The sequence below is a fragment of the Limnobacter sp. genome, assembly GCF_046297615.1.
GTDB lineage: Bacteria > Pseudomonadota > Gammaproteobacteria > Burkholderiales > Burkholderiaceae_B > Limnobacter.
The window spans coordinates 1-22,303 of sequence record NZ_JBKBHM010000005.1; the positions used below are offsets into that span (position 1 = coordinate 1).

The 22,303-nt window shown below is 59.0% G+C and carries 22 protein-coding genes; 15 read left to right on the forward strand and 7 right to left on the reverse strand.

Features of this window, described 5'->3' with window-relative positions; genetic code table 11:
• Together pdxA and rsmA are read left to right on the forward strand one after the other, a co-directional pair.
• On the forward strand, positions 1-945 hold a 945-nt coding region (gene pdxA, locus ACK4FF_RS10770; protein ID WP_409708743.1), incomplete at its 5' end, for a 4-hydroxythreonine-4-phosphate dehydrogenase PdxA.
• Positions 942-1,718, forward strand: coding sequence for a 16S rRNA (adenine(1518)-N(6)/adenine(1519)-N(6))-dimethyltransferase RsmA (gene rsmA, locus ACK4FF_RS10775; RefSeq protein WP_409708746.1), 777 nt, complete (start codon positions 942-944; stop codon positions 1,716-1,718). The genes pdxA and rsmA, both read left to right, overlap by 4 nt.
• Positions 1,719-1,746: 28 nt before the next feature.
• Here rsmA and murI read toward each other — a convergent pair whose 3' ends face one another.
• Complete coding sequence (gene murI, locus ACK4FF_RS10780; protein ID WP_409708749.1) at positions 1,747-2,610, reverse strand: glutamate racemase; 864 nt, start codon at positions 2,608-2,610, stop codon at positions 1,747-1,749.
• Between the two features lie 60 nt (positions 2,611-2,670).
• Complete coding sequence (locus ACK4FF_RS10785) at positions 2,671-3,036, reverse strand: RidA family protein (RefSeq protein ID WP_409708752.1); 366 nt, start codon at positions 3,034-3,036, stop codon at positions 2,671-2,673.
• On the opposite strand from ACK4FF_RS10785, the gene ACK4FF_RS10790 reads away from it, so the two are divergent.
• Positions 3,035-3,547 carry an SRPBCC family protein gene (locus tag ACK4FF_RS10790; RefSeq protein WP_409708755.1) on the forward strand — a complete coding sequence of 171 codons (513 nt, stop codon included), beginning with the start codon at positions 3,035-3,037 and terminating at the stop codon, positions 3,545-3,547. The two genes, ACK4FF_RS10785 and ACK4FF_RS10790, sit on opposite strands and share 2 nt — an antisense overlap.
• A 20-nt stretch (positions 3,548-3,567) precedes the next feature.
• Here ACK4FF_RS10790 and ACK4FF_RS10795 read toward each other — a convergent pair whose 3' ends face one another.
• Positions 3,568-3,909 (reverse strand): TIGR01244 family sulfur transferase, encoded by a 342-nt coding sequence (locus tag ACK4FF_RS10795; protein WP_409708758.1) that lies wholly within the window; start codon positions 3,907-3,909, stop codon positions 3,568-3,570.
• Between the two features lie 86 nt (positions 3,910-3,995).
• Between ACK4FF_RS10795 and ACK4FF_RS10800 the strand changes: the two genes are divergently transcribed.
• From ACK4FF_RS10800 to ACK4FF_RS10815, 4 genes are all read left to right on the forward strand, one after another.
• On the forward strand, positions 3,996-5,186 hold the full coding sequence (locus ACK4FF_RS10800) for a multidrug effflux MFS transporter (RefSeq protein WP_409708761.1): 1,191 nt from the start codon (positions 3,996-3,998) through the stop codon (positions 5,184-5,186).
• 121 nt (positions 5,187-5,307) lie between these two features.
• On the forward strand, positions 5,308-6,195 hold the full coding sequence (locus tag ACK4FF_RS10805; RefSeq protein ID WP_409708764.1) for an alpha/beta hydrolase: 888 nt from the start codon (positions 5,308-5,310) through the stop codon (positions 6,193-6,195).
• A 124-nt stretch (positions 6,196-6,319) separates the two neighbouring features.
• Positions 6,320-6,595, forward strand: coding sequence for a hypothetical protein (locus ACK4FF_RS10810; protein WP_409708767.1), 276 nt, complete (start codon positions 6,320-6,322; stop codon positions 6,593-6,595).
• Between the two features lie 47 nt (positions 6,596-6,642).
• Positions 6,643-7,545 carry an NAD(P)-dependent oxidoreductase gene (locus ACK4FF_RS10815; RefSeq protein WP_409708770.1) on the forward strand — a complete coding sequence of 301 codons (903 nt, stop codon included), beginning with the start codon at positions 6,643-6,645 and terminating at the stop codon, positions 7,543-7,545.
• A gap of 12 nt (positions 7,546-7,557) precedes the next feature.
• Here ACK4FF_RS10815 and ACK4FF_RS10820 read toward each other — a convergent pair whose 3' ends face one another.
• Positions 7,558-8,514, reverse strand: coding sequence for a CysB family HTH-type transcriptional regulator (locus ACK4FF_RS10820; RefSeq protein WP_409708773.1), 957 nt, complete (start codon positions 8,512-8,514; stop codon positions 7,558-7,560).
• Positions 8,515-8,620: 106 nt separating this feature from the next.
• Between ACK4FF_RS10820 and ACK4FF_RS10825 the strand changes: the two genes are divergently transcribed.
• The 8 genes from ACK4FF_RS10825 (at position 8,621) to ACK4FF_RS10860 (ending at position 19,525) form a co-directional block, all read left to right on the forward strand.
• Entirely contained in the window at positions 8,621-9,418 is a 798-nt protein-coding gene (locus ACK4FF_RS10825; RefSeq protein ID WP_409708776.1) for a sulfite exporter TauE/SafE family protein, read from the forward strand.
• Positions 9,419-11,098, forward strand: coding sequence for a nitrite/sulfite reductase (locus ACK4FF_RS10830; RefSeq protein ID WP_409708779.1), 1,680 nt, complete (start codon positions 9,419-9,421; stop codon positions 11,096-11,098). It abuts the gene before it with no gap.
• The gene (locus tag ACK4FF_RS10835) at positions 11,099-11,620 is read left to right on the forward strand and encodes a DUF934 domain-containing protein (protein WP_409708782.1); all 522 of its coding nucleotides are present in this window, start codon (positions 11,099-11,101) and stop codon (positions 11,618-11,620) included.
• Positions 11,617-12,396 carry a phosphoadenylyl-sulfate reductase gene (locus ACK4FF_RS10840; RefSeq protein WP_409708785.1) on the forward strand — a complete coding sequence of 260 codons (780 nt, stop codon included), beginning with the start codon at positions 11,617-11,619 and terminating at the stop codon, positions 12,394-12,396. The genes ACK4FF_RS10835 and ACK4FF_RS10840 overlap by 4 nt, the downstream gene beginning before the upstream one ends.
• 51 nt (positions 12,397-12,447) lie before the next feature.
• A complete protein-coding gene (gene cysD / locus ACK4FF_RS10845) occupies positions 12,448-13,359 on the forward strand; it encodes a sulfate adenylyltransferase subunit CysD (protein WP_409708788.1) in 912 nt (303 codons plus the stop codon).
• An 87-nt stretch (positions 13,360-13,446) separates the two neighbouring features.
• Positions 13,447-14,787, forward strand: coding sequence for a sulfate adenylyltransferase subunit 1 (locus ACK4FF_RS10850; protein WP_409708791.1), 1,341 nt, complete (start codon positions 13,447-13,449; stop codon positions 14,785-14,787).
• A gap of 55 nt (positions 14,788-14,842) precedes the next feature.
• Positions 14,843-15,616, forward strand: a complete 774-nt coding sequence (gene cobA, locus ACK4FF_RS10855; protein ID WP_409708794.1) for a uroporphyrinogen-III C-methyltransferase — start codon at positions 14,843-14,845, stop codon at positions 15,614-15,616.
• Positions 15,617-15,694: 78 nt separating this feature from the next.
• Positions 15,695-19,525 (forward strand): hypothetical protein, encoded by a 3,831-nt coding sequence (locus tag ACK4FF_RS10860; RefSeq protein ID WP_409708797.1) that lies wholly within the window; start codon positions 15,695-15,697, stop codon positions 19,523-19,525.
• On the opposite strand, the gene ACK4FF_RS10865 is transcribed toward ACK4FF_RS10860, so the two are convergent.
• Genes ACK4FF_RS10865 through lptF form a run of 3 tightly spaced genes read right to left on the reverse strand, consistent with a single transcriptional unit; the run spans position 19,509 to position 22,253 of the window.
• Entirely contained in the window at positions 19,509-19,898 is a 390-nt protein-coding gene (locus ACK4FF_RS10865; protein ID WP_409708800.1) for a sirohydrochlorin chelatase, read from the reverse strand. The genes ACK4FF_RS10860 and ACK4FF_RS10865 overlap by 17 nt on opposite strands.
• A 1-nt stretch (position 19,899) precedes the next feature.
• Positions 19,900-21,132 (reverse strand): LPS export ABC transporter permease LptG, encoded by a 1,233-nt coding sequence (lptG, locus tag ACK4FF_RS10870; protein WP_409708803.1) that lies wholly within the window; start codon positions 21,130-21,132, stop codon positions 19,900-19,902.
• A complete protein-coding gene (gene lptF, locus ACK4FF_RS10875; protein ID WP_409708806.1) occupies positions 21,129-22,253 on the reverse strand; it encodes an LPS export ABC transporter permease LptF in 1,125 nt (374 codons plus the stop codon). Before lptF ends, lptG begins: the two co-directional genes overlap by 4 nt.
• Positions 22,254-22,303 lie beyond the last annotated feature (50 nt).

Consider the following 22,303-nt stretch of genomic DNA (forward strand, 5'->3'; position numbering starts at 1 on the left):
GAACAGGCCGAGCATTTGCCCGAAAACCGGCCCTTGGTGATTCTCGGTGACGCGAATCTCATTCAGGCCCGTGCCAAGGCCATCGGCATCACGCTGGCTTGGCCCGTTGCTGGAGAGGACTGCCTGAACATGGCACTGGCGGCACGCCCACCGATCCAACTGTGGCACCACCCCCTGAACACCCCTTGCACCACCGGCCAACCCAACAGCGCAAACGCCCGGCATGTGCTTGACTTGCTGGATGCCGCGTGTGACGCCTGCCTGTCTGGCTTGGCGGGTGGAATGGTCACCGCCCCCATTCAGAAATCAGCCATCAGCCCGATCTGGCCAGGCTTTCAAGGCCACACCGAGTATTTGGCCCAGCGTTGCGGGCAAGCGGATGAAGTGGTCATGATGCTGATGGGCGGCAACATGAAAGTGGCCCTGGCCACCACGCACCTGCCGCTGCGCGCTGTGCCCGACGCACTGACGGGGGAAGGCCTGAATCGGGTGCTGCGTATTTTGCTGAACGACTTAAGCACTTACTGGGGGCTTGAGCACCCCAAGGTGCTGGTGGCGGGCTTGAACCCCCATGCCGGCGAAGCCGGTGACCTGGGGCATGAAGACGATGAAATCATTGCCCCCGTACTTGATGCACTGCGAGCACAGGGGCACCAGTTAATCGGCCCCTTGCCTGCCGACACGCTGTTTCAACCGAAGTACCTGAACGAGGCCGATGCGGTGCTGGCCATGTACCACGACCAAGGCCTACCCGTGCTGAAATACGCCAGCTTTGGGCGTGGTGTGAATGTGTCGCTGGGCTTGCCGATTGTGCGCACCTCGGTGGACCACGGCACAGCACTCAGCCTTGCAGGCACGCGAAACATGGACTGCGGCAGCCTGATCGAGGCCATCCACACCGCGCATCACATGGACCTGTGCAGACGCACAGGGCAACCCCAATGAAACACCAAGCCCGCAAGCGGTTCGGCCAGCACTTCCTGACGGACCAATCCATTCTCGACCAGTTTATTGGCCACCTGCGCCCTCGGCCCGATGACACGGTGGTGGAAATTGGCCCGGGCCTTGGTGCGCTGACAGGTGTTTTGTTGCGCGCCCTGCCACACCTGCATGTGGTGGAAATTGACCGCGACCTGGCCAAACGCCTGCGCGAAGGCCAATGGGCCAAGCGGCTGACCGTGCATGAAACGGATGTGCTCGAATTTGATTACGCCGCCATTGAGGGGCGCTTCCGGGTGGTCGGCAACCTGCCGTACAACATTTCATCGCCCATTCTGTTTGCGCTGTTGAACCACGCGGACCGCGTGATCGACCAACAATTCATGCTGCAAAAAGAAGTGATTGACCGCATGGTGGCCGAGCCCAAAACCTCAGACTATGGGCGACTGTCGGTGATGCTGCAGGCGTATTACCACATGGAGCACTTGTTCGATGTGCCACCGGAATGCTTTGATCCGCCACCAAGGGTGATGTCGGCCATCGTGCACATGGAGCCCAAACCTGCGGCAGACCGCGCCCTTATTCCCCATGCGGTGTTTGCGCGCATCGTCAGCGCAGCTTTTTCGCAGCGGCGCAAAATGCTTCGCAACACGTGGGATGGGGTTGTGCCCATGGCACTGGCGGAAGAAGTCGGCATTGCACCCACCGCACGCGCTGAGGAAATCAGTTCAGACCGATACGTGGCACTGGCCCAAAAGTTGGCTGAACAGGCCAACTGAACCGCCCCTCCGCAACAGCCGCAGCCAGTCAGGCCAAGTCCACGTGTTCAACGGGCACGGCGGCCCAGTCGTATTGCCCGTCACCTTGCATCAAAGCCAACATTTTGGCGCGGAAACTCGACGCTTCACCCGTGGTGACGCACCTCAGGCGTTCGCTCAGCGGCACTGTGCGGGGCTGGGCCATCGGGCTCAAGGCATGAGCCTCGTCCAGGCGGACCGTCAACTGGCGTGCCACCGCCCGCCCTGTTTCAATGATTTCTACGTCAGGGCCTGCCAATTCCGCAATCAAGTCGGTGACAAACGGATAATGGGTACAGCCCAACACCACCATGTCGACACCGGCTGCTTTGAACTCATCCACCACGGGTTTCAGATGCGCCAGAATCTCCGTCCGCGGCAACGGGCTGGTTTCAATCAGCTCCACCAAACCCGGACAAGGACGAGCCAACACAGTGGCCAACGGGTCAAAGCGTTCCACCAACAGACGAAAACGCTCACTGGCCACAGTATTGGAAGTGGCCAAAATACCCACCACGCCGCTGCGGGTTTTCAGGCTTGCGGGTTTGACTGCAGGCTCAATACCCACAATCGGCCACTGCGCAAACTGCGTGCGCACCTGCGTGGCAGCCGCCGCAGTGGCGGTGTTGCAGGCAATTACAAACGCTTTGCAGGCCAGGCGATGCATACTCGTGGCCACCGCATGCACCCGCTGGGCAATGACATGCTGGGGTTTGTCGCCGTAGGGCAGATAGGCTTCATCGGCCAGATACACAAAACGTTCACCCGGCAACTCATCCAGCAGCGAACGCAACACCGACAAGCCGCCAACGCCAGAATCGAATACGCCCACAACAGGCGCGGCTTGCGTGAAAGTCAGTAGTTCAGGGCTCATGGCGGTTGAACATGGCGTGTCGCTGATGACCCACGATTGTAGCGCCCGGCGCCCTGCTTTTCATGCAGGCACAGCCGCAGTCACAATCACTTCCACTCGCCAACCCGGTTTGGCCAAGGCACTGACCTGCACACAGGCGCGGGCAGGGGCGGTGCCTTCTGGCACCCAGTGGTCCCACACCGCATTGAAACCCTCGTAGTCGTCCATGCTGGTCAGGAATACCTGCACCAACAACAGGTGATGGCGGTCTGTGCCTGCTTCCGCCAGGCGTGCATCCACGTTCGCCAGCAGATTGCTCGTCTGGGCGCGGATATCCCCGCCTTCCAGACTGGGCACTTCAACAAGGTAGACCGTGCCCTGATGGGCGGTGGAATCGGAGTAGCGTTTTGTAGTACCGTGTCGGTGTATCACAGGAAGTGACCTCATGAAATTTGAACATCTGGTGCAGATCAACGACCCCAAGCTTTTTGGTGCCAATTGGCTAAGCCGGGAGCAAGTGTGGTTCGGATTGGTGGCCCGCGCCTGGAAGCCTGCCCGCTTCGTCATGGGGCTAGAGAGTGCTGACATTCTTCAGTCCAGTCAGGAGGGGAATGTCACCACACTCACGCGGCGACTGAATTATGGCTCATTCCAGATTGAAGACCGCATCGCCCTGCACGAGCATGAGCGCACAGAAACTCACATTGCCGCCAACCCTTACTGCGGCGAATCCACAATGACCATTCGGATTGAAGAACCCGAGCAAGGCCAGTTGTGGTTGCGCTTTGAGTACCGAATTGAAGACACCGCCGAACAGGCCACTGCGCCCTCACTGGGTGTGGACATCAACGAAGTGCGCAAACAGGCCTACCGTGCCGCAGACATCGACACCGTCAAAATGATTCGTGAACTGGCCAACACCCTGCCCCAAGCTTCGCAGGACCGCAAGGACCATTGATGGCCCTTGCCGACTGGGTGTTACTGCGCCTGCCCGCAGGCCCCCATGTAGATCTGACCGGAACGGTTGCCGCTTCGGCAAAAAGCCAGCACCGGTTTTTCAGCAGCATCAAACACAGCCTTGAACTGGTCCAGCAATTCCTGGCTGGGGTACATGCCTGCAGCCAAAGGCAGGTAATGAACGGCAAGCCCTTCTGCGGTTGCACTGGCCTCGATTTCAGCATGCAGGGGCTGTCCTGGCTCCTCAAAATCGGGGCGGTTGTTGATGACTGTCTTGAAACCCAGCTCGCGAACCTGCTTCATGTCCTCGGGGCGAATCTGGCCACACACCGCCACGTCATCCGATAACTTTCTCAAACTCATGCCAACCCTCGAAATCAATCCATGTTCAATGCGTTCAGTGTACCGCAAGCCACGCCTGATGCCCGGCGCCACCCGGGTTCTGCCCCATGATTGAACGGCGGGTTTTTCTGTTGCTGGCTGCGCTGGCCGCCTTCGCCCCCTTGGCGATCGACCTGTACTTGCCCAGTTTGGGCAGCCTTGCGCAGGACCTGAACACCACCACCGCCATGGCCCAGCGCACGGTGACCGTTTTTTTGGTGGGTTTCGCCGGTGGCATGTTGGTGTATGGCCCGCTGTCCGACCGCTTCGGCCGCAGACGAGTCATTCTGGCCGGTACAGCACTCTTCATAGGAGCCAGCCTGGGCTGCGCCATGGCCTCGAGTATTGAAGCCCTGCTGGTTTGGCGTTTTGTGCAAGCGATTGGTGGCGGTGCGGCCGCTGTGGTGTCCCGCGCGGTGGTCAGGGACTTGTACGCCGAACACGAGGCCGCCCGTTTAATGGCCATGATCGGGATGGTGACTTCCATTGCGCCCATGGTGGCCCCTTTGGCGGGTGCTGCCTTGTTGCACCTTGGGGGTTGGCGGCTGGAATTCATGGCCCTCACCTTGTTTGGCGTGGTTTGCCTGGCCGGCACTCTGAAGGTGTTGCCCGAGACACTCAGCCAACAACGCACACAACATTCACTGGGCCTGGCATTCCAAGGTTATGCACATGTGTTGGCGCAGCCACAGGCGCGCCGGCTGATACTGACGGGCGGAAGCCATTACGCCGCCATGTTCGCCTACATCACCGCCACTCCTTACGTGTACATGCAATGGCTGGGTGTGTCTGAACAGGGTTATGGCGTGCTGTTTGGTGCCAACATTGTGTCCCTGATGGGGTTTGGCTGGTATTCAAGCCGCAGGGTTATGGCCTTGGGCGCGGCAAAATTGGCGCAACAAGGCTCACGCTGGGCCGTGCTGGGTGGCTTGTTGGTGTTGGCCGCCGCGTGGCCCGCACAGGCCAGTGACTGGACTTTGCCACTGATGGTGCTGGGCTTTCTGCTGGCCGTGGGGTCACTCGGTTTGGTGGCGCCTAATACACAGGCACAACTGCTGGCGGCACACCCGAACAATGCAGGGGCAGCGGCGGCCTTGTACGGTTGTGCTCAGTTTGGCTTGGGGGGCTTGGCCAGCGGCTTGGTGTCTGCCATGCATGACGGCACGGCAAGGCCCTTGGGGGTGTTGGTGCTGGCTTTTCTGGTGCTGGCGTGGGGTTTGGGCACTGCCAAAACTGCGCCCGGGGTGCAGCAGGAATAACCTTAGATTGTAGGCACAAAACCGCCCTTCGAAAAGCCAGCCTTGAACAAAGGGCCCTGAAAAATTGGACTTTTTGACATTTTTCAGGTAATTTGTGCAGCTTGTTTTCGAGACCAGCGACATGAAAGCCCCCTCCACTGGTGACCAGCGTACCGATGCCCGCCACGACCATCTACCCGATGTGGCTTGGCTGGAGAGTCAATACAATGTCCGCGCCTACCTGCCGGACCACCCCAAGGTCTTCGCCCGCTGGGCCGAGCAGTCGCGTTACGCCCGCTTTGACCTGGATGGCCACTGGAACCTGTACTTCGGGGAATCAGAGGCTGAGACAGTGGACGTGGTGCCGGGCAAACCCGGCAAACCCCTGCTGATTTTCATTCATGGGGGTTACTGGCGCTCGCTGGACAAAGCCGACTTCACCTTTCTGGCCAAACCCTACGTGGCCCGTGGGTACAGCGTTGCCCTGCTCAATTACGGCCTTATTCCCAAAGTCACCATCGAAGACTGCGTGCGCCAAACCCTGCGCGGCATTGAATGGCTGTACCGCCAGGCTGGCCGCTTTGGGTACGACCCCAATCAAATCGTGGTGTGCGGCCATTCGGCTGGCGGCCACCTTGGGGTGATGAGCGCCTTGGCTTTCTGGCCGCTGTGGGCGTCCGACCTGCCTCAGGATGTGGTCAAGTCCGTGATCGCCGTGTCCGGCATTTACGACCTCAGCCCCCTGGTGCACACCCCATTCATTCAGAAAGACCTCAAGCTGAACCAGAAGCGCACCCGCATGGTCAGCCCGGCCCTCATGCCCAAGCCTACCATTCCGGTGCATCTGGCCTTTGGCAATCGGGAAACCGATGCCTTCAAGGAACAGAGCGCCTACCTGGCTGCCCACTGGGGCCTGAACCCACCCTTGCAGGTGGCCGCAGACCACTTGAATGTGGTGGACCTCATCGCCGAGCCCAACAGCGAGCTGTTCCTGCTGATTCAGAATCAACTGCTGCTGCCTTCGCACTGAACCCCGTACCCCTCCAAATGGGGAAAACTGGATGGGTAATCCCCCCGTGTTTGGGACATGGGGTAGCCATCGCCTGCCGTATAAAAGTCACATGTTCACCGACATGTGCACACGGGAGGCACACATGGCACTTCGACTGGCCTATCAAAGCAACGGCAACAGCGGCGGCAGGCGTTACCCTGACGGCCCCAGCCTGATGCGCAAAAAAACCCTGCGGCTCACAGCCCGCCTGTTCAAGGTCGGTACGCGTGTGCTGATTGACCACACCCCAGCCACCGTGATTGCTTACAACATCAGCGAGTTCGGGCGTTGGGTGGCCACCAGCCACCCGGTGATGGCCAAACTGGAAAGTGGTGAAATCGTGTATTGCCGCCTCAACGATCTGGCCTTTGCGCCCTAGGCAATCCCGAATTCGCGAATGCCCAAGGCCTGACTATAATCAGGCCCATGAATACACACACCACCACAAACCACACCATTGGTTACATCGGCTTGGGCAATATGGGGGCCGCCATGGTCCGCCGCCTGCTGGATGCCGGGTACACCGTCCACGCCTGGGCACGCCGCCCGGAAACAGCCACAGCCTGGGCCGACACACCCGTTCGCTTCCACGACAGCATTCAATCCCTGTGCGGCGCAGTCGACTTGATCGGCTTGAATGTGACCCGCACCGAGGATGTTGAGGAGCTGCTGTTCAGGGAAGATGGCCTGTTCAACCACGCGCAACCCGGCAGCCTGATCATCGATTTCAGCACCATTGATGCGGCAAGGGTGCGCAGTTTCACAGCCAAACTTCAAAGCAAGGGCATCACGTACTTGGACAGCCCGGTGTCCGGCGGTGTGATGGGTGCGCAAGCCGGCACATTGGCCATCATGGTGGGCGGCCCCGCCGCCGGGTTCAACCGGGTACAAGGCCTGCTGCCCCACTTGGGCAAAACCATTCGGCATGTGGGCGAGAACGGCGCTGGGCAGGCCATCAAAGCCGCCAACCAAATGGCCCTGTGCATTCAACTGTGCGGCATTGCCGAGGCCATGAACTATGCCCTTGAGCAAGGCGCGGATTTGGGCGTGACCCTGGAGGTGCTTCAGGCGGGTTTGTGCGGCAGCAAAGTGTTGGATTGGGCAGGCCCACACATGGTGGACGGTTTCGCCAGACCACCCACCATTCAAGCCCACCTTCACGCCAAAGACGTGGACATGGTGGCCAAGGCAGCCAAGGCACAGGGCTTGAATTTGCCACTGCTGTACAGCACAGCCGACCTGCTGAATACACTGGTGGCCCAAGGGCCCAGCAGCCAAGACACCTCACGGGTGTTCAGTGTGGTGCGTGAGCGGCTGCAACAAGGCTAAGCCGCCGGCCGTTCAAATGTCGTAAGCCTGCCCGCCGCCCATCACGCGTTCAATCAGTTTGGGGGTGAGCATGGGCGAGAAAATGCCCATGAACTCCACCATGACGGTGCGCATGAATACCCCTTGGCGCACCGCGATGCGGGTGGTGTTGCGGCCAAACAGGTGCTCCAGCGGAACGGCGTCCAGCAATGCATCCTTGTTGGCGTCATAAGCCACCTCGGAAATAATGCCCACCCCCAAGCCCAGGCCGACGTAAGTCTTGATCACGTCGGCGTCAATCGCTTCCAGTACAACGTCGGTTTGCACGGCCGCTTTGGCGAAAGCGGCATCGATTTTCCTGCGCCCCGCGAAGTGAGGTTCATACGTCACCACCGGCAGGCCCTGAAAATCTGTCAGGGCCATTTTGCGGGCCCCAAGCCCAAGGAACGGCTTTAGCCAGGGGCTGTCTTTGGGGGCAATGGCCACATGGGCCCAGTCGTAACAGGGCAAAGTCACCAGCCCCGGCTCGTCGGCCAAAGCTTCAGTGGCCACCGCCAGGTCGGCTTGGTCTTTTCGGACCCACTCGGCCAACTGCTCGGGCGTGCCCTGCAACAACACCAAGCGCACCCGGGGAAAACGCTTTCTGAATTCGGCCACCGCTTGGGGCAGCACGTAGCGGGCCTGGGTGTGGGTCACCGCCACAGTCAACAGGCCGCTTTCACGGGCTGCGAATTCTTCGCCCACCCGCTTGATGTTTTCCAACTCGGCCAAAACCCGCTCACACGCCTTGTAAACCAACTCGCCGGGTGGTGTCAGGCCTTTCAGGCGCTTGCCATGGCGCTTGAAAATCTCAAAACCCAGCTCTTCTTCGAACTCGATGATGGCTTTGGACACCCCGGGTTGGGAGGTGAACAGGGCCTTGGCTGCGTCAGTCAGGCTAAAATTGTGCCGGACGGCTTCCCGAACGAATCGGAGCTGGTGCAGGTTCATGAAACGCTTATTTCCTCAGGCAATATACAAATGGAAATACTATCGTTTGAATTATAAGCCTGTCCCCCTACACTGCAATCCCCCCTAATGTATTTGGACCCCCATCGTGCCTTTTCATGTCGACACCGTGTATGTGATTTCCGGGCTGGCCGTAGGCCTGCTGGTGGGCCTCACGGGTGTGGGTGGCGGCTCGTTGATGACCCCTTTGTTGACCGTGCTGTTCGGCGTTCCGGCCACCACCGCAGTGGGCACCGACTTGGCCTTTGCCGCCATCACCAAAGGGGCGGGCACTGTAGTGCACCGCTTGCGCAACACCGTGAACTGGCCTGTGGTGGGCTTGATGGCCGCCGGCAGCCTGCCCGCTGCCCTGCTGACATTGCTGGCCTTGCACAGCATGGACATCCACACGGCCGCCAAGGGTAGCGCCATTGATGTGTTCATCCGCTGGTCCATTGCCATTTGCGTGATGTTGACCGTGTGTGCACTGCTGTTGAAGCCGCGCATTCTGAAATGGATTGAAACCAACCCCAAGGCCCAACTGACAGACCGCACACGCAGCGTGGTCACCGTGGTGGCCTTCGCCGTCATCGGCATGCTGGTGACGGTGTCGTCGATTGGCGCAGGGGCCATTGGTGCCATGGTGCTGGTCATGCTGTACCCCCACATGAAACCTGCTGAAATTGCAGGCACCGACATCGCCTACGCCGTGCCACTGACTACGGTGGCTGCCATCGGCCATTACGGCCTGGGCACACTGGATTTCAACCTGCTGGGCGCTTTGCTGCTCGGCTCCATCCCCGGTATCACCGTGGGCAGTTACTTGAGTCGCGCGGTGCCGGAACGGTTTCTGCGCGGGGTTTTGGCCACCACCCTGACCGCTGTGGCCGCCAAACTGGTGATGTAAATGTACAAGTACGACCAATACGACCATGCACTGGTTCGCGAGCGCGTGGCCCAATTCCGCAACCAGACCGAGCGCTTTCTGAAAGGCGAATTGAGCGACGAGGAATTCCGCCCCTTGCGCCTTCAGAATGGCCTGTACATTCAGCGCCACGCCCCCATGCTGCGTGTGGCGGTGCCCTACGGGCTGCTGTCTGCCACCCAATTGCACAAACTGGCCGACATTGCCGAGCAATACGACCGTGGCTATGGCCACTTCACCACCCGCCAAAACATTCAATACAACTGGCCCGCGCTTGAACATGTGCCCGCCATTCTGGATGAACTGGCCAGCGTGGAAATGCATGCCATTCAAACCAGTGGCAATTGCATTCGCAACATCACCAGCGACCCCTTTGCAGGCATTGCCCAAGACGAGGTGGTGGACCCACGCCCCTATTGCGAAATCATGCGCCAGTGGAGCACCTTCCACCCCGAGTTTGCCCACCTGCCCCGCAAATTCAAAATTGCCGTGAATGGCGCGCACGAAGACCGAGCCGCCGTGCAAGTGCACGACATTGGCATCAACCTGAGCCGCAACGCAGCCGGTGACGTGGTCGCCCAAGTGCTGGTGGGTGGCGGCTTGGGCCGCACGCCGGTCATTGGGTCCGTCATCAAGAACGACCTGCCCTGGAATGAACTGCTGACTTACATTGAAGCGGTGATGCGCGTGTACAACCGCTATGGCCGCCGCGACAACCTGTACAAAGCCCGCATCAAGATTCTGGTGCGCGCCTTGGGACCTGAGGAATTTGCCCGTCAGGTTGAAGAAGAATGGCAGCACAGTCGCGGCGGCGTCAGCGTGATTCCCCAGGCTGAACTGGACCGTGTGGCCGCGTATTTCACCGCACCGGCCTACGACACATTCAGCGCCACACAGTTGGACACCATCCGCGAACAAAACGCAGGCCTGCGCCAAAGCCACCCCGGCTTTGACCGTTGGCTGACCCGCAATGCACGCGCACACCGCGTGGCTGGCTACACCGCCGTGAGCATTTCCCTGAAGCGCCCAGGCATTGCCCCGGGTGATGCCACCACCGCCGAAATGCATTTGGTGGCCGACCTGGCCAGCCAATACTCTTTCGGTGAGTTGCGCGTGACGCACGAACAGAATTTTGTCTTGTCCGACGTGGCTGAACAGGATTTGTTTGAACTGTGGAGCACCTTGAAAGCCCACAACCTGGCCATGCCCAACATCGGTTTGGTCAGCGACATCATTGCCTGCCCCGGCGGTGACTTCTGTTCGCTGGCCAATGCCAAGTCCATCCCCATCGCCTTGGGCATTCAGGACGCAGTGGACGACCTGGACTACCAGTTCGACCTGGGTGAATTGAGCCTGAACATCTCCGGCTGTATCAACAGTTGTGGCCACCACCACATTGGCAACATCGGTATTCTGGGCGTGGACAAGAATGGTGAGGAGTGGTACCAAGTCACCCTCGGTGGCCGCCAAGGCAACAGCACGTCCATCGGCAAAGTCATCGGCAAGTCCTTCTACGCCGAAGACGTTCCAGGTGTGGTGCAAAAAATCCTGAATGTGTATGTGAACAACCGCCATGAGGACGAACTGTTCATCGACACGCTGGACCGCATTGGTCTGGAGCCCTTCAAAAACCATGTGTACGCCAACCAGGAGGCTGCGTAAATGAGCCAGTCTGCGAGCCATCTCATCGTCAAACCCCTGCATGGCGAAGCGGCCATCGTGGCCAACACCGTTCACGTGGTGGAGCAAGACCAAGCCATTCCTGAAAGCGGCCAGGTGCTGGTGCACCTGTCGGTGTGGGAAGCCCGGAAAGCCGAGCTGACTGCGCGTGCGCAAGCCGGTGAACTGGGTGTTTGGCTGAACCCGGACGACAACCCGGAACAACTGGCCAGCGACTTGAATGTGTTGCCGTTGATCGCCTTCCACTTCCCGGTATTCAAGTACGGCCAAGGGTATTCAGGTGCAGTGATTCTGCGCCGCCTTGGGTTCAAAGGCGACATTCGCGGCTACGGCGACCTGTGGCGCGACCAGTTGTTTTTCCTCGCCCGCTGTGGATTCACCCAATTCAGCCTGAAGGAAGGCAAGTCGCTTGAAGACGCACTGAACGCATTCAAGGACTTCACCACGCCTTACCAAACCAGTGCCGATGGCGCGCTGCCCATTTTCACCCGGAGGGCAGCATGAACTCGGCAGCCCGCTTCCATTCGGTTGAGGCACCCTCAGCCGATGTGCAGCCCATCGCCGTGTTCCGTGGCCCCAACCAGCCGGACACGGACATTGCTGACAAAGTGGCCGCACTGGAAGCGCTGCTGACAGGCGCTGCACAGGAATTCGACCACATTGCATTGGCTTCCAGCCTGGCGGCTGAGGACAATGTGTTGTTTGATGTGGTGGCTCGGCTGAACCTGAATATCCGCGTGTTTAGCTTGAACACAGGCCGCCTGCACCAAGACACCCTGAATGTGGCGGACCAATTGTTGGCCCGGTATGGCCGCACAGTGACTTGGTATGAACCTGTTGCACAGGCCGTGGCGCAATACGTCAGCACCCGTGGCGCCGATGCGTTTTACAACAGCATTGAACTGCGCAAGGAATGCTGTGGCATCCGCAAGGTTGAACCGCTGAAGCGTGCCCTGCAAGGCGCCCAAGCCTGGATCACCGGGCAACGGCAGGCCCAGGCCGCCACGCGTGCCGCCCTGCCTGTGAGAGAATTCGACCACGACCGGGGCATTGAAAAATTCAACCCACTGGCGGATTGGTCCGAAGCCGATGTATGGACCTATGTCCGCCAGTTCAATGTGCCGGTCAATGCCCTGCACTTCCAGGGCTTTCCGTCCATTGGCTGCGAACCCTGCACACGCGCCATCACCTTGGGTGAAGACATTCGCGCAGGGCGCTGGTGGTGGGAAGACCCGGCCAGCAAGGAATGCGGCCTGCACAACGCCAATTTGAAACGCTGAACGGGCGTCACGACTGCCTGATCTGACAACGACGAACTCAACGAGCACAACATGAGCACGCAAGTACACACCATGTCCCACCTGGATTGGCTGGAAGCCGAAGCCATCTACATCATGCGCGAAGTGGCGGCCGAATGTGCCCGCCCTGCACTGCTGTTTTCCGGTGGCAAGGATTCCATCGTGATGCTTCGAATTGCTGAAAAAGCGTTTCGGCCCGGCAAGTTTCCATTTCCGCTGGTGCACATCGACACCGAGCACAACTTCAAGGAAGTGATCGAATTCCGGGACTGGAAAGCGGCACAACTGGGTGAGGAGCTGATCGTTCGTTCGCTGGATGATTCAATCAAGCGGGGCACCATTCGCCTGCCCCACCCGGAAGCCTCCCGCAACGCGTTTCAAAGCGTGACCTTGCTGGAAACCGTTGAAGAATTCGAGTTTGATGCCCTGATGGGCGGTGCCCGCCGTGATGAAGAAAAGGCCCGCGCCAAGGAACGCATTTTCAGTTTCCGCGACAGCTTCGGCCAATGGGACCCGAAAAGCCAACGCCCCGAGCTTTGGGACCTGTACAACACCCGTGTACACCCGGGCGAGCACATGCGCGTGTTCCCGATTTCCAATTGGACGGAACTGGACGTGTGGCAATACATTGAACGCGAGAAGCTGGAGTTGCCCAGCATTTACTACGCCCACGAGCGTGAAGTGATTGAGCGCAACGGCCTGCTGGTGCCCATCACCGAGATGACCCAACCCAAAGCCGGTGAATCGGTGACCACCCGCACTGTGCGCTTCCGCACCGTGGGCGACATCACCTGCACCTGCCCAGTGGCCAGTACAGCGGCCACACCGGCTGAGATTATTGCGGAAACTGCGGTGACCGACATCACCGAGCGCGGCGCAACCCGCATGGACGACCAGACCTCTGAGGCCTCCATGGAGCGCCGGAAAAAGGAAGGTTATTTCTGATTTCGGTTCTTTGATCCAGTTGAACCCCCGATTTTTCCAGGCTCAACGACTGAGCCTGACGCAGACGACGATTTCGAGATGAACACCATGAACGCACTGAACGAAGCCCTGAACCTGAGCCGCCAAGAGCACGGTGTGCTGCGCTTCATCACCGCCGGGTCGGTGGATGACGGCAAGTCAACCTTGATTGGCCGCCTGCTGTTCGACAGCAAGGGCATTTTCGCCGACCAATTGGCGGCGATTTCCAAGGCCAAACACAAGCGCGTGGCCGGTGATGCCATCGACTTTTCCCTGTTGACCGATGGCCTTGAAGCCGAACGTGAGCAAGGCATCACCATTGATGTGGCCTACCGCTACTTCGCCACCCCCACCCGCAAATTCATTGTGGCCGACACCCCGGGCCATGAGCAGTACACCCGCAACATGGTGACTGGTGCCTCCACTGCCGACGTGGCGATTGTGCTGGTGGACATCACCCGCGTGAGTTTTGATGAGGTAGCTGGTGAAGTGAACGCAACCTTGCTGGCGCAAACCAAACGCCACAGTGCGATTGCCGGCAAACTGGGCTTGCCCGCCATTCTGTTCGCCGTGAACAAAATGGACTTGGTTGATTTTGACCATGCCAAATTCCAGGCCACCGACAAAGCCGTGCGCGCTCTGGCCGAACAAGTGGGTGTGAAGGATGTGCATGTGCTGCCCATCTCCGCGCTGACTGGCGACAACGTGGTCACCCCGTCGAACAAAACACCCTGGTACACCGGCCAACCCCTCTTGAGCATTCTGGAGAATATTCCCAGCCGGGCCGACCGCAGCGAGGCCAGCGATGCGCTGGGCCTGCGTTTCCCGGTTCAATTGGTGGCCCGCCATGATGGCCACAAGGCCGAGGACTTCCGCGGTTACATGGGCCGTGTGGAAGCCGGACAAGTGGCTGTGGGTGACGAGGTCACCATTCAGCCCTCAGGCCAGACCGCGCTGGTGTCCAAGATTCTGTTCCACACCGAAGAATTGGGCACAGCCCACCAAGGCCAGTGTGTGACGCTGGTGCTGGACCGGGACGTGGACGTTTCGCGAGGGGATCAAATCGTCAAAGCCGGTGAGCAGGCCGCAGTGAAGGCCCTGCAAGCTGACATTTGCTGGCTGGACAGCGAGCCGCTGAACCTGGCCCGCAAGTATTGGATCAAACAGACCACCCGCCAGACTCAAGCCAAGATCAAGGCGGTGAATCAGGTGCTGGACATTCAAACGCTGCTGCACGGCGAAAGCACCAACTTGGTGCAAATGAATGACTTGGCCCGCGTGGAATTGGTGCTGGCTCAGCCTTTGGTGGCGGATTTGTACTCGGAATGCCGCGGCACCGGCAGTTTCATCCTGATTGACAGCGCCACCAACCAGACTGTGGCCGCTGGCATGATCGTTGCAAAGAACTAAGCAGACAATCCTCACCCGGTTGTTGGTTGCTTGTTCTTGAATAGGAACTTTTGAGATGGGACGCGTTGCTTTGATTGGTGCTGGCCCCGGCGCGGATGATTTGATCACTGTGCGTGGGTTGAAGCTCCTGATGGCCGCAGACTGTGTGTTGCACGACGCACTGGTCAGTCCCTCTCTTCTTTCTCATGCACGGCCTGACGCAGAAATCATTGCGGTGGGCAAACGCTGCGGCAAACTCTCGACCGCACAGCAGTTCATCAACAAACAGTTGGTGGATGCGGCACGCAAACATGGCTTGGTGGTACGCCTCAAAGGGGGCGACCCCATGGTGTTCGGCAGGGCCGATGAAGAAATCACCGCCCTTCAGAATGCAGGCATCGAGGTGGATGTGGTGCCCGGCGTCACAGCCGCACTGGCCGCCGCCTCCAGCCTGAAAACGTCGCTGACGCTGCGCGGTGTGGCCCGCAGCCTGACGATCACCACACCATCGGTGGGCACTGGTGAAACACCCTCCACTGATTTGTACCTGGGCACTGAACAGGACACCGTTGCGGTGTACATGGGCCTTCGACAAGCCGCCCCATGGGCAGCACGCCTGCTTGAAGCCGGGCGCAATGCCCACACACCTGTGGTGATCTGCGAAAGTGTCTCCACGCCCCAAGAACGCTTCACCGCTTTGACTTTGGGTGAACTGCCCAGCTTCGGTACAGACCAAGTGGGCGAAGGCCCTTGTTTGATCCTGATTGGGGAGGCCTTGAGGAAGGTCGCTAACCGGGCCACCAATCAAACTGGCCTTGCTGACACCGGGCCCATCGCCGCCAACCTCTAATTTTTCCCGAATGCAGAACTAACACTGCACCCGGCACCACATAGGGCTTTTGCAGGCTGCCCGGCCTGCGACTGTCTCATGTTGCCCGCGCTTTCCCCAACCCATGCCAACACAGCATCAGCCCCTGATGCTGCGTCATCGACCCATTCCTTCGACTCCAGGGACTACCAAACAATCAGTAGCTTCGGGCAACTTGCCAAGCTGTATTTGAATGAGACTTGGCGTGTTTCAGCCAGCCCGAGAGGCAATGCCCACGTGTGGCTCACCTTGCGTGAACTCATGGATGGGCTTGCGCTTGAACGGTTTTTGATCAAGGGCTCGGCAGCGTGGCGCACGCCTTCAACCTACGCTGCGGGTCAAAGCGACCTGGATTTGCAGTTGACTGCACCCATCAGCGAATTCGAGAACCAGGGCCAAGCCCTCATCGACCGGATCAAGCTGTGGATGAACACCCGATACACCGCACGAGAGCCCGGGCTAGTCCAGTTCAAGGGTCAAGCAAACCCGTGGATCAATCGATCGCAGTTCTGGCAGACGCCCAAGGGGCCAGGGTTGTTAATCAGTGTGGGCAAAAAAATGAGTGGATCGCAAGTCATCGACCTGGTGTTCAACAGCAGGGGCGATCAGGTCAGTTTTGACAGCTTGAGCGCATCGCGTGTGTTGGCCATTGATCTGGTGGCGCGGACCGCCGTAACCCAAGATGTGTGTCACCCCCAACTGGTGACTTGGCTGCGCAACCACCAACTGCACTGGTTTGCACGCGACATCAATCAGGGCTTGGGCAGATTGAGCTACCGCGCCAGCAAAGAATCGCCGATCACCTTGTTACAGGACGACTTGTGGAGCCACTTCCTGAGCAAGGCATCGCAGGAGGAGATCGGCCAGATGCTGATCCGAACCTGGGCTGACTTGGGCGAACGGCAGATGACGGGGCCAGGGCTGAACCCCGGCGTGCTGTCGCGACAAGCTCGAGCACCCATGCCTGAGGCCCAACGAATGGCCCAATGGGGCGTTTTTCGTGACATGGTGCAAGCCTTGAACATGGCGATTTCACAATCGAATGAAGCTGACAAACAACTGTCGGACTTGCGGTTGCTGGAGATCGTTGTGCTGGGTTGGACCAAAATGGACTCACTGGCTGAGATTGCAGCCATTGACCACCACGCTGACTCTGTGACCGCCGATCAATTGCTGACACGCTGGCTCAACGCCTGTCGCTGTAGCAGCGAGTTGCGTGACACCTTGCCGAGTTGCGTGAATTCCTGGGAGGGGTTGCGACAATCCATCACCCAACATGGACAGGCTTTACTCAATATTCAAACGCTCAACATGGCGCAATTGGACTGTGCCCTCAAAAGCAGCGAGGGGTTGGATCAAGTGCCCGTCCGTGAACTGAACGCGGTGCTCGGTGAGGCATTCGCACGACTGGCTGACAGTGAGCCAAGCGAGTCCTCATCGCCGCTGGCCAAGCATGCGCTGAATTGGCTGAGGGGTTGCCCGGTAGGCACACTGGCTGTCCTGATTCATCGCATGCCCGCGAACCGCCTGAGCAGCCCGCGACAGCAAGAGTGCGTGGCCATCACCGATCAGTTGAAGCTGGTGATGCTGATGCGCAGCGAGGCACTTGCGAGCATTCACGACAACCTCACCCAAATTCGTCTGCCGAAACACTGTCTGTCGGAAGTCATTCAAATCCTCAATTCACAACACCGAAGTACGGAGGAGACATTGACCGCCACACAGGGCCAACCCCTTTGGGTACAGGCACTTGGTTTGATCACATTGTGGCAACGGCAATTGAGCTCACTCGGTCAATCCGAATGGAGTCGAGACCTGTCAGCACAATGTGTGGCCCGGAGCATTGACGTGGCCCATGCCCTGCAGAAAGGCTCAATCCCCCCTTTGATTGCCGAGGTGGCTCAAATCAAGGGGGATTGCCTGCACATCGTCCAACCTGGCAGTGGGCAATTTGAATTGAGGGTGACCACAGACAAAGTTCAGGCCAAGGCGTCACCCCACGTGTTTGAATTTGACCCAAACGGCGGTTGGGTGGACGACTGCCAGAAAAAGGGGAAGCAACCCACCAAGCGGGTGTTCTGGCCAGACACTGGCCTGCTGTTTTTGGACGGCGCATCCCAAGATGGCCTGAGTTCGGGAACACTAAAAATCCCCGTGAATGCGATGATAGAAAGTCACAAGGGGCTGATTCGACTCGGAGTCGACGTGTTGGCATCGTTCGGCGTCCAACTCAACCTGAGCGGCTGCTCCATCAAGGCCAGTGGGGAGTTTCTGGACAAGAACATTCAGGCCAACACAGACTCGGCAAGCGCCCTGGAGGGCATGCAAAGTGGCCGCATTGCCTTGCACGACGCCCGAGAAGACAGCCCAGTGAAGTGGCTGGTGGTTGACGGAAAACCCGTCAAAATGATCATCAAACGCTCGAAAGACTGCAAGCTCTGGCTCTTCAACGCTGACTTGACCAAAACCCCGGAAAGCACCCCCTCAAGCCAGCGTGGGTGGCTCAATGCCTGGCGGGTTTGGCCCACACAGCCCATGCGCTTGATGACTGGCTTTTTGACTCGGCACTCCCCATCGATTCGATGCCAGGTGGAATGCGAAATCACGCTGGACACCACAACCATGCAGTTTGGGCCGCAGTGCACCATTCGAGCCAATCAACTGGGGCTCACTTACACCTGGCAAGGCGCGCTGAGCTTGCCAGAACCAATTCCAAAACACATTGTGCCTCGGCCGCCCATGTCGGAAGGTTCAGGGCCAGACGCCCCACCAACCCCGGAACAGCTCCCGGTCCCCATTCAAGCCATCGGCAGCTACCTGTTGCTGTGCAAACTGGCGGGCGCGGAACATTTGAACTGCACTGGCCCTGCACATCAACTCAACGAGAAGGACTGCCCATGGCCGGAGTTCGGATTCTTCACCTTGAGTTCAGATAACAATGCCTGCCATCTGGAAGGCTACACATGGACCAACCAACGGATCTGGGGCTGGCAAACAGTTGGGCTTTATGTCGCAGACTGGGTTCACATGCATTACCTGGTGGGCAGCTTTATGTTGCTGCCCCAACGGGCCGTGACCAAAGTTGGCGCCTTGCGCAATCTGGGGCTTCACACGGCCCCCGACTCAGTATTGCTGAACCGGGCAGACCGCAAAGCACTGCGCCCCCACGGACTGTGTAAAACGCGCAGCACTTCCGAGCTGGTCGAAAAGCCCTGGGATACCTCCCAATGTGTGCTGTACTTTTGCGGCCTTGGTTTTGTGATCAGCCATATGGCACCGAAGGTCCCTCACCTTTTTCAAAGCCTCAACACTGTGGAGTACTGGAATCTGCGTTCCTCCATGCATGCGCAAGAGGTTTACCACGTGCTCTTCAAACAGCCCAACGGGTATCCCGATGCCATGATCCGTTTGCCTTCAAAAATGGGCAAGGCCTATGCACACGAGATGTGGGATACCAATGGGCTTCATGTCTGCTTGACGATTCAGAACGGCAGCCAGCCTTTCGCCCTCATAGAACTGCCCAGTGGTTTAACGTACCGCGGCCAGTTCTTTGAACAAGATGGTTTGTTCACGCCTTGCGGCCGAGCCAGTCTGTCCCATGGCAACCATCAGGTCAGCCTGGAATTCGAGAAGGACAACCGGCTGAAATCAGTCAGCGGCAAATCGCCGGGTACATGCGCCCTGCTTAAAAGCCATTCGAAGACACATGGCCCGATTGGCACCTTGGACGATGTGCTTCACGCGCTGCGGCAGCAACCCACCAAGTGGGCCAATATTGCCAGCCGCTACTTGCCTTACGACCACGTTGTGGGCCGCAACATCGACACCTGCAAACAGGTGGCCCGCGCTTGCCTGTTTCAGGAAGTGCGTGAGGTCACTGAGATGAAGTAGTCTGGGTGGTGCGCACAATTTCCCCGGCAATGGCTTGCCAAACGGCATCCCATTGCCCCACGGCCGATGAGGCGCTGAGTGACAGTGCGGGGTGTTGCTGGCGCAATTGGTCGAGCAACACAGGGAAGTCGTTTTTCAGATGCCCACCTTTTCCGAAAAAGATGGGCACGACCTGAACCTGTTGCACACCCTGACCGACGAGTTGATCGACACAGTCCGGCAAGGAAGGGGCCATCAACTCCAGAAAAGCCAGCTCAATGGTGTGGTTGGGCAAGGCCTGATTCAGAATGCCCTGTAGCCGCTTCATGGGTTCGGCCCATTGTGGGTCCCGGGCCCCGTGGCCAAACAGCACAATGGCTTCGGTGTTGGGCATGTCAGCCTCTTGAAGGGAAAGTGGTTTGAACCCGCGCAGCTTTGAGCATCGCCAGCAGCCGCCACGGGGCGGGTTGCGACACCCACCACAACGCGGCCATGCCGATCACAAAACCCAACACAGTGGGCGTACTGGCGCTGAGGAATGGAGGCATTTTGGCCACCATGCTCAGGTGCGAGAACAGGTTGTTGACGAGGTGGAATACCACGCCAATCATGATGCCGAGAAAGACTTTGACGCTGACCCCGCCGCTGCGGAAATGCAGATAGGCAAACGGCAGGGAGATCATCATCATCACCAAAATGGCGAAGGGGTAAACCACTTTCTTGGCGAAGGCCAAATCGATGTTGGCGGTGGCCTGCCGGTTGCTGGCCAAGAACCGGGAGTAGTTGTACAACTGCCAAGCACTCATCCGGTCAGGGCGAACAAACAGCCCCGTCAACAGCTCGGGCACCAGGTTGGATTTCCAGGTCATTGAGTCCTGACGCAGCACCGGGGTGGCCACCGCGGTTAGGCCGGCCTTGGCCGCCTCAGCATTGGGCACCGCAGAATCGAAGTACCGCTGAAGCGTGACATCGGACAACAGCCAATCCCGGCTGTCGGGGTTAAAGCGCGCTGACTTGGCACGCACCCAGGCGCGTATCATGCCGGCTTCGTCCATCTCGTAATACTCCAGGCCGTTGAGGTCGCCATCGCGGTCAAAGCCCTGGAAGTTCACAAAACGCACGCGAGTTTCCTGCCCTTCCTGCCGATAGGTGTCACGCATCCAGTAACCGCTGCGAAAATCACGGTCCACCTCGTAGCCCAAGGCCTTGGCCCGCATGGGCACCGCCGCCCGTTCTGCCGCTGGGGCCACCAGTTCGCCGAACATGACTGTGAGCAACATTACCCCGAAACCGATGCGAATGATCATCTTCAGCATGGTCGCGGTGCTCAACCCAGCGGCGCGCATGGCGGTCAGTTCGCTGGTGGCCGACAGTTGCACCAAGGCATAAATGGAGCCGATGAGGGCAGCGATGGGGGCAATTTCATAGGTGCGTGCGGGCAGGCCCAACAACACAGCGATGAAGTAGTAGGCCCAACTGGTGCCGGGTTGGCTGAGGCGGTCCACCTCGGCAATCAGGTCGAAGAACGCAAACAGGCCTACAAAGGCCACCATGACAAAGGAAATGGCTTTGTACAGTTCGCGCCGGAAATAGCCCAACAAGGCCTTGGGTATGGGCAGGTTCATCATTTGGCCCCTTGACGGCGAATCAGGCCCAACACCGGCGCAAACAGACTGGCCACCCACGGCGCACCAGCCGGCCGACTGCGGCGTTGAAGCAGCACATAAAAGAGCAACAACACCAGCGCGTGTGGCGCCAGCAAGGCCACCCAGAAATCCGCAGTGCCCTTGGTGACCACCGATTGGGAGACAGACACAATGTTGCTGTACGTGAGGTAAATCAGCAGCGCGAACACCTGGTTCAGGCTCTGCCCGCCCCGGGGGTTCACAAACGCCAAGGGAATGGCCAAGAGGCTGAGCGTCAGCGCCGAGAGGGGCAGGCTGATGCGCCACAACAGTTCACCTTGTGCGGCGTTGTTGAAGTCGAGAAAGAGTTTGTCCACCCGGCGGTGTTGGAGTTGGTAGCTGGGTGCTGCCCCCAAGGAATTGTCGATGGCCACGCCATACACTTCAAACTCAGTAGAGGTAAAGCGTTGGCCCTGCCCATCCAGCGTGGCGCGGCGGCCGTCTTTCAGCACCAGGTAAGGCTGCCCCCGGCTGTCCACTTCCACCTGCCCCAGGGCGGCGGCCACCACGGTTCGGCTGTCACCCTTGGCATCCACCACAAACACGTTCTCGACTTGTTTGGTCAACTCGGATTGATGCTCGACGAAAAAGACCCGACGCCCGTCGCCGGACTCTCTGAACTGCCCGGCACTGACTTTGCTGACGTCGCTGCGCTTGGCGTAGCGGTCTTTGGCGGCTTCAAGCTCCCCTTTGGCCCAGGGGGTGAGAAACACCGAGCACACAAGGGCCAGCAGGGTGAGTGGCAATGCAAAAGACAACACCGGACGGACCAAGGACGACAGGGACAACCCACTGGCCATCCAGGCCGTCATTTCCTGCTCGCGGAAGGCGCGCGACACCACACCCATGACTGCAATGAACGAAGTGATGACCAAGGCCGCAGGCAGGTATTGCAAGCCACCAAAGAGGATGAGCATGAACACTTCGCCGTTGTCGATTTTGCCGCCTGCGGCTTGACCCAGCGTGCGCACCAGCACCGTGGTCACGATGATGGTGAACAGGGCCACGAAGGTGGCACCAGCGGTCTGGGCGAAGTCTTTGCGGAAACTGGTTCTGAATAGCATGGGCTGAAGGGGCTCACACAGGCGCTGGGGTCTGCGCACCGGGTTGAATG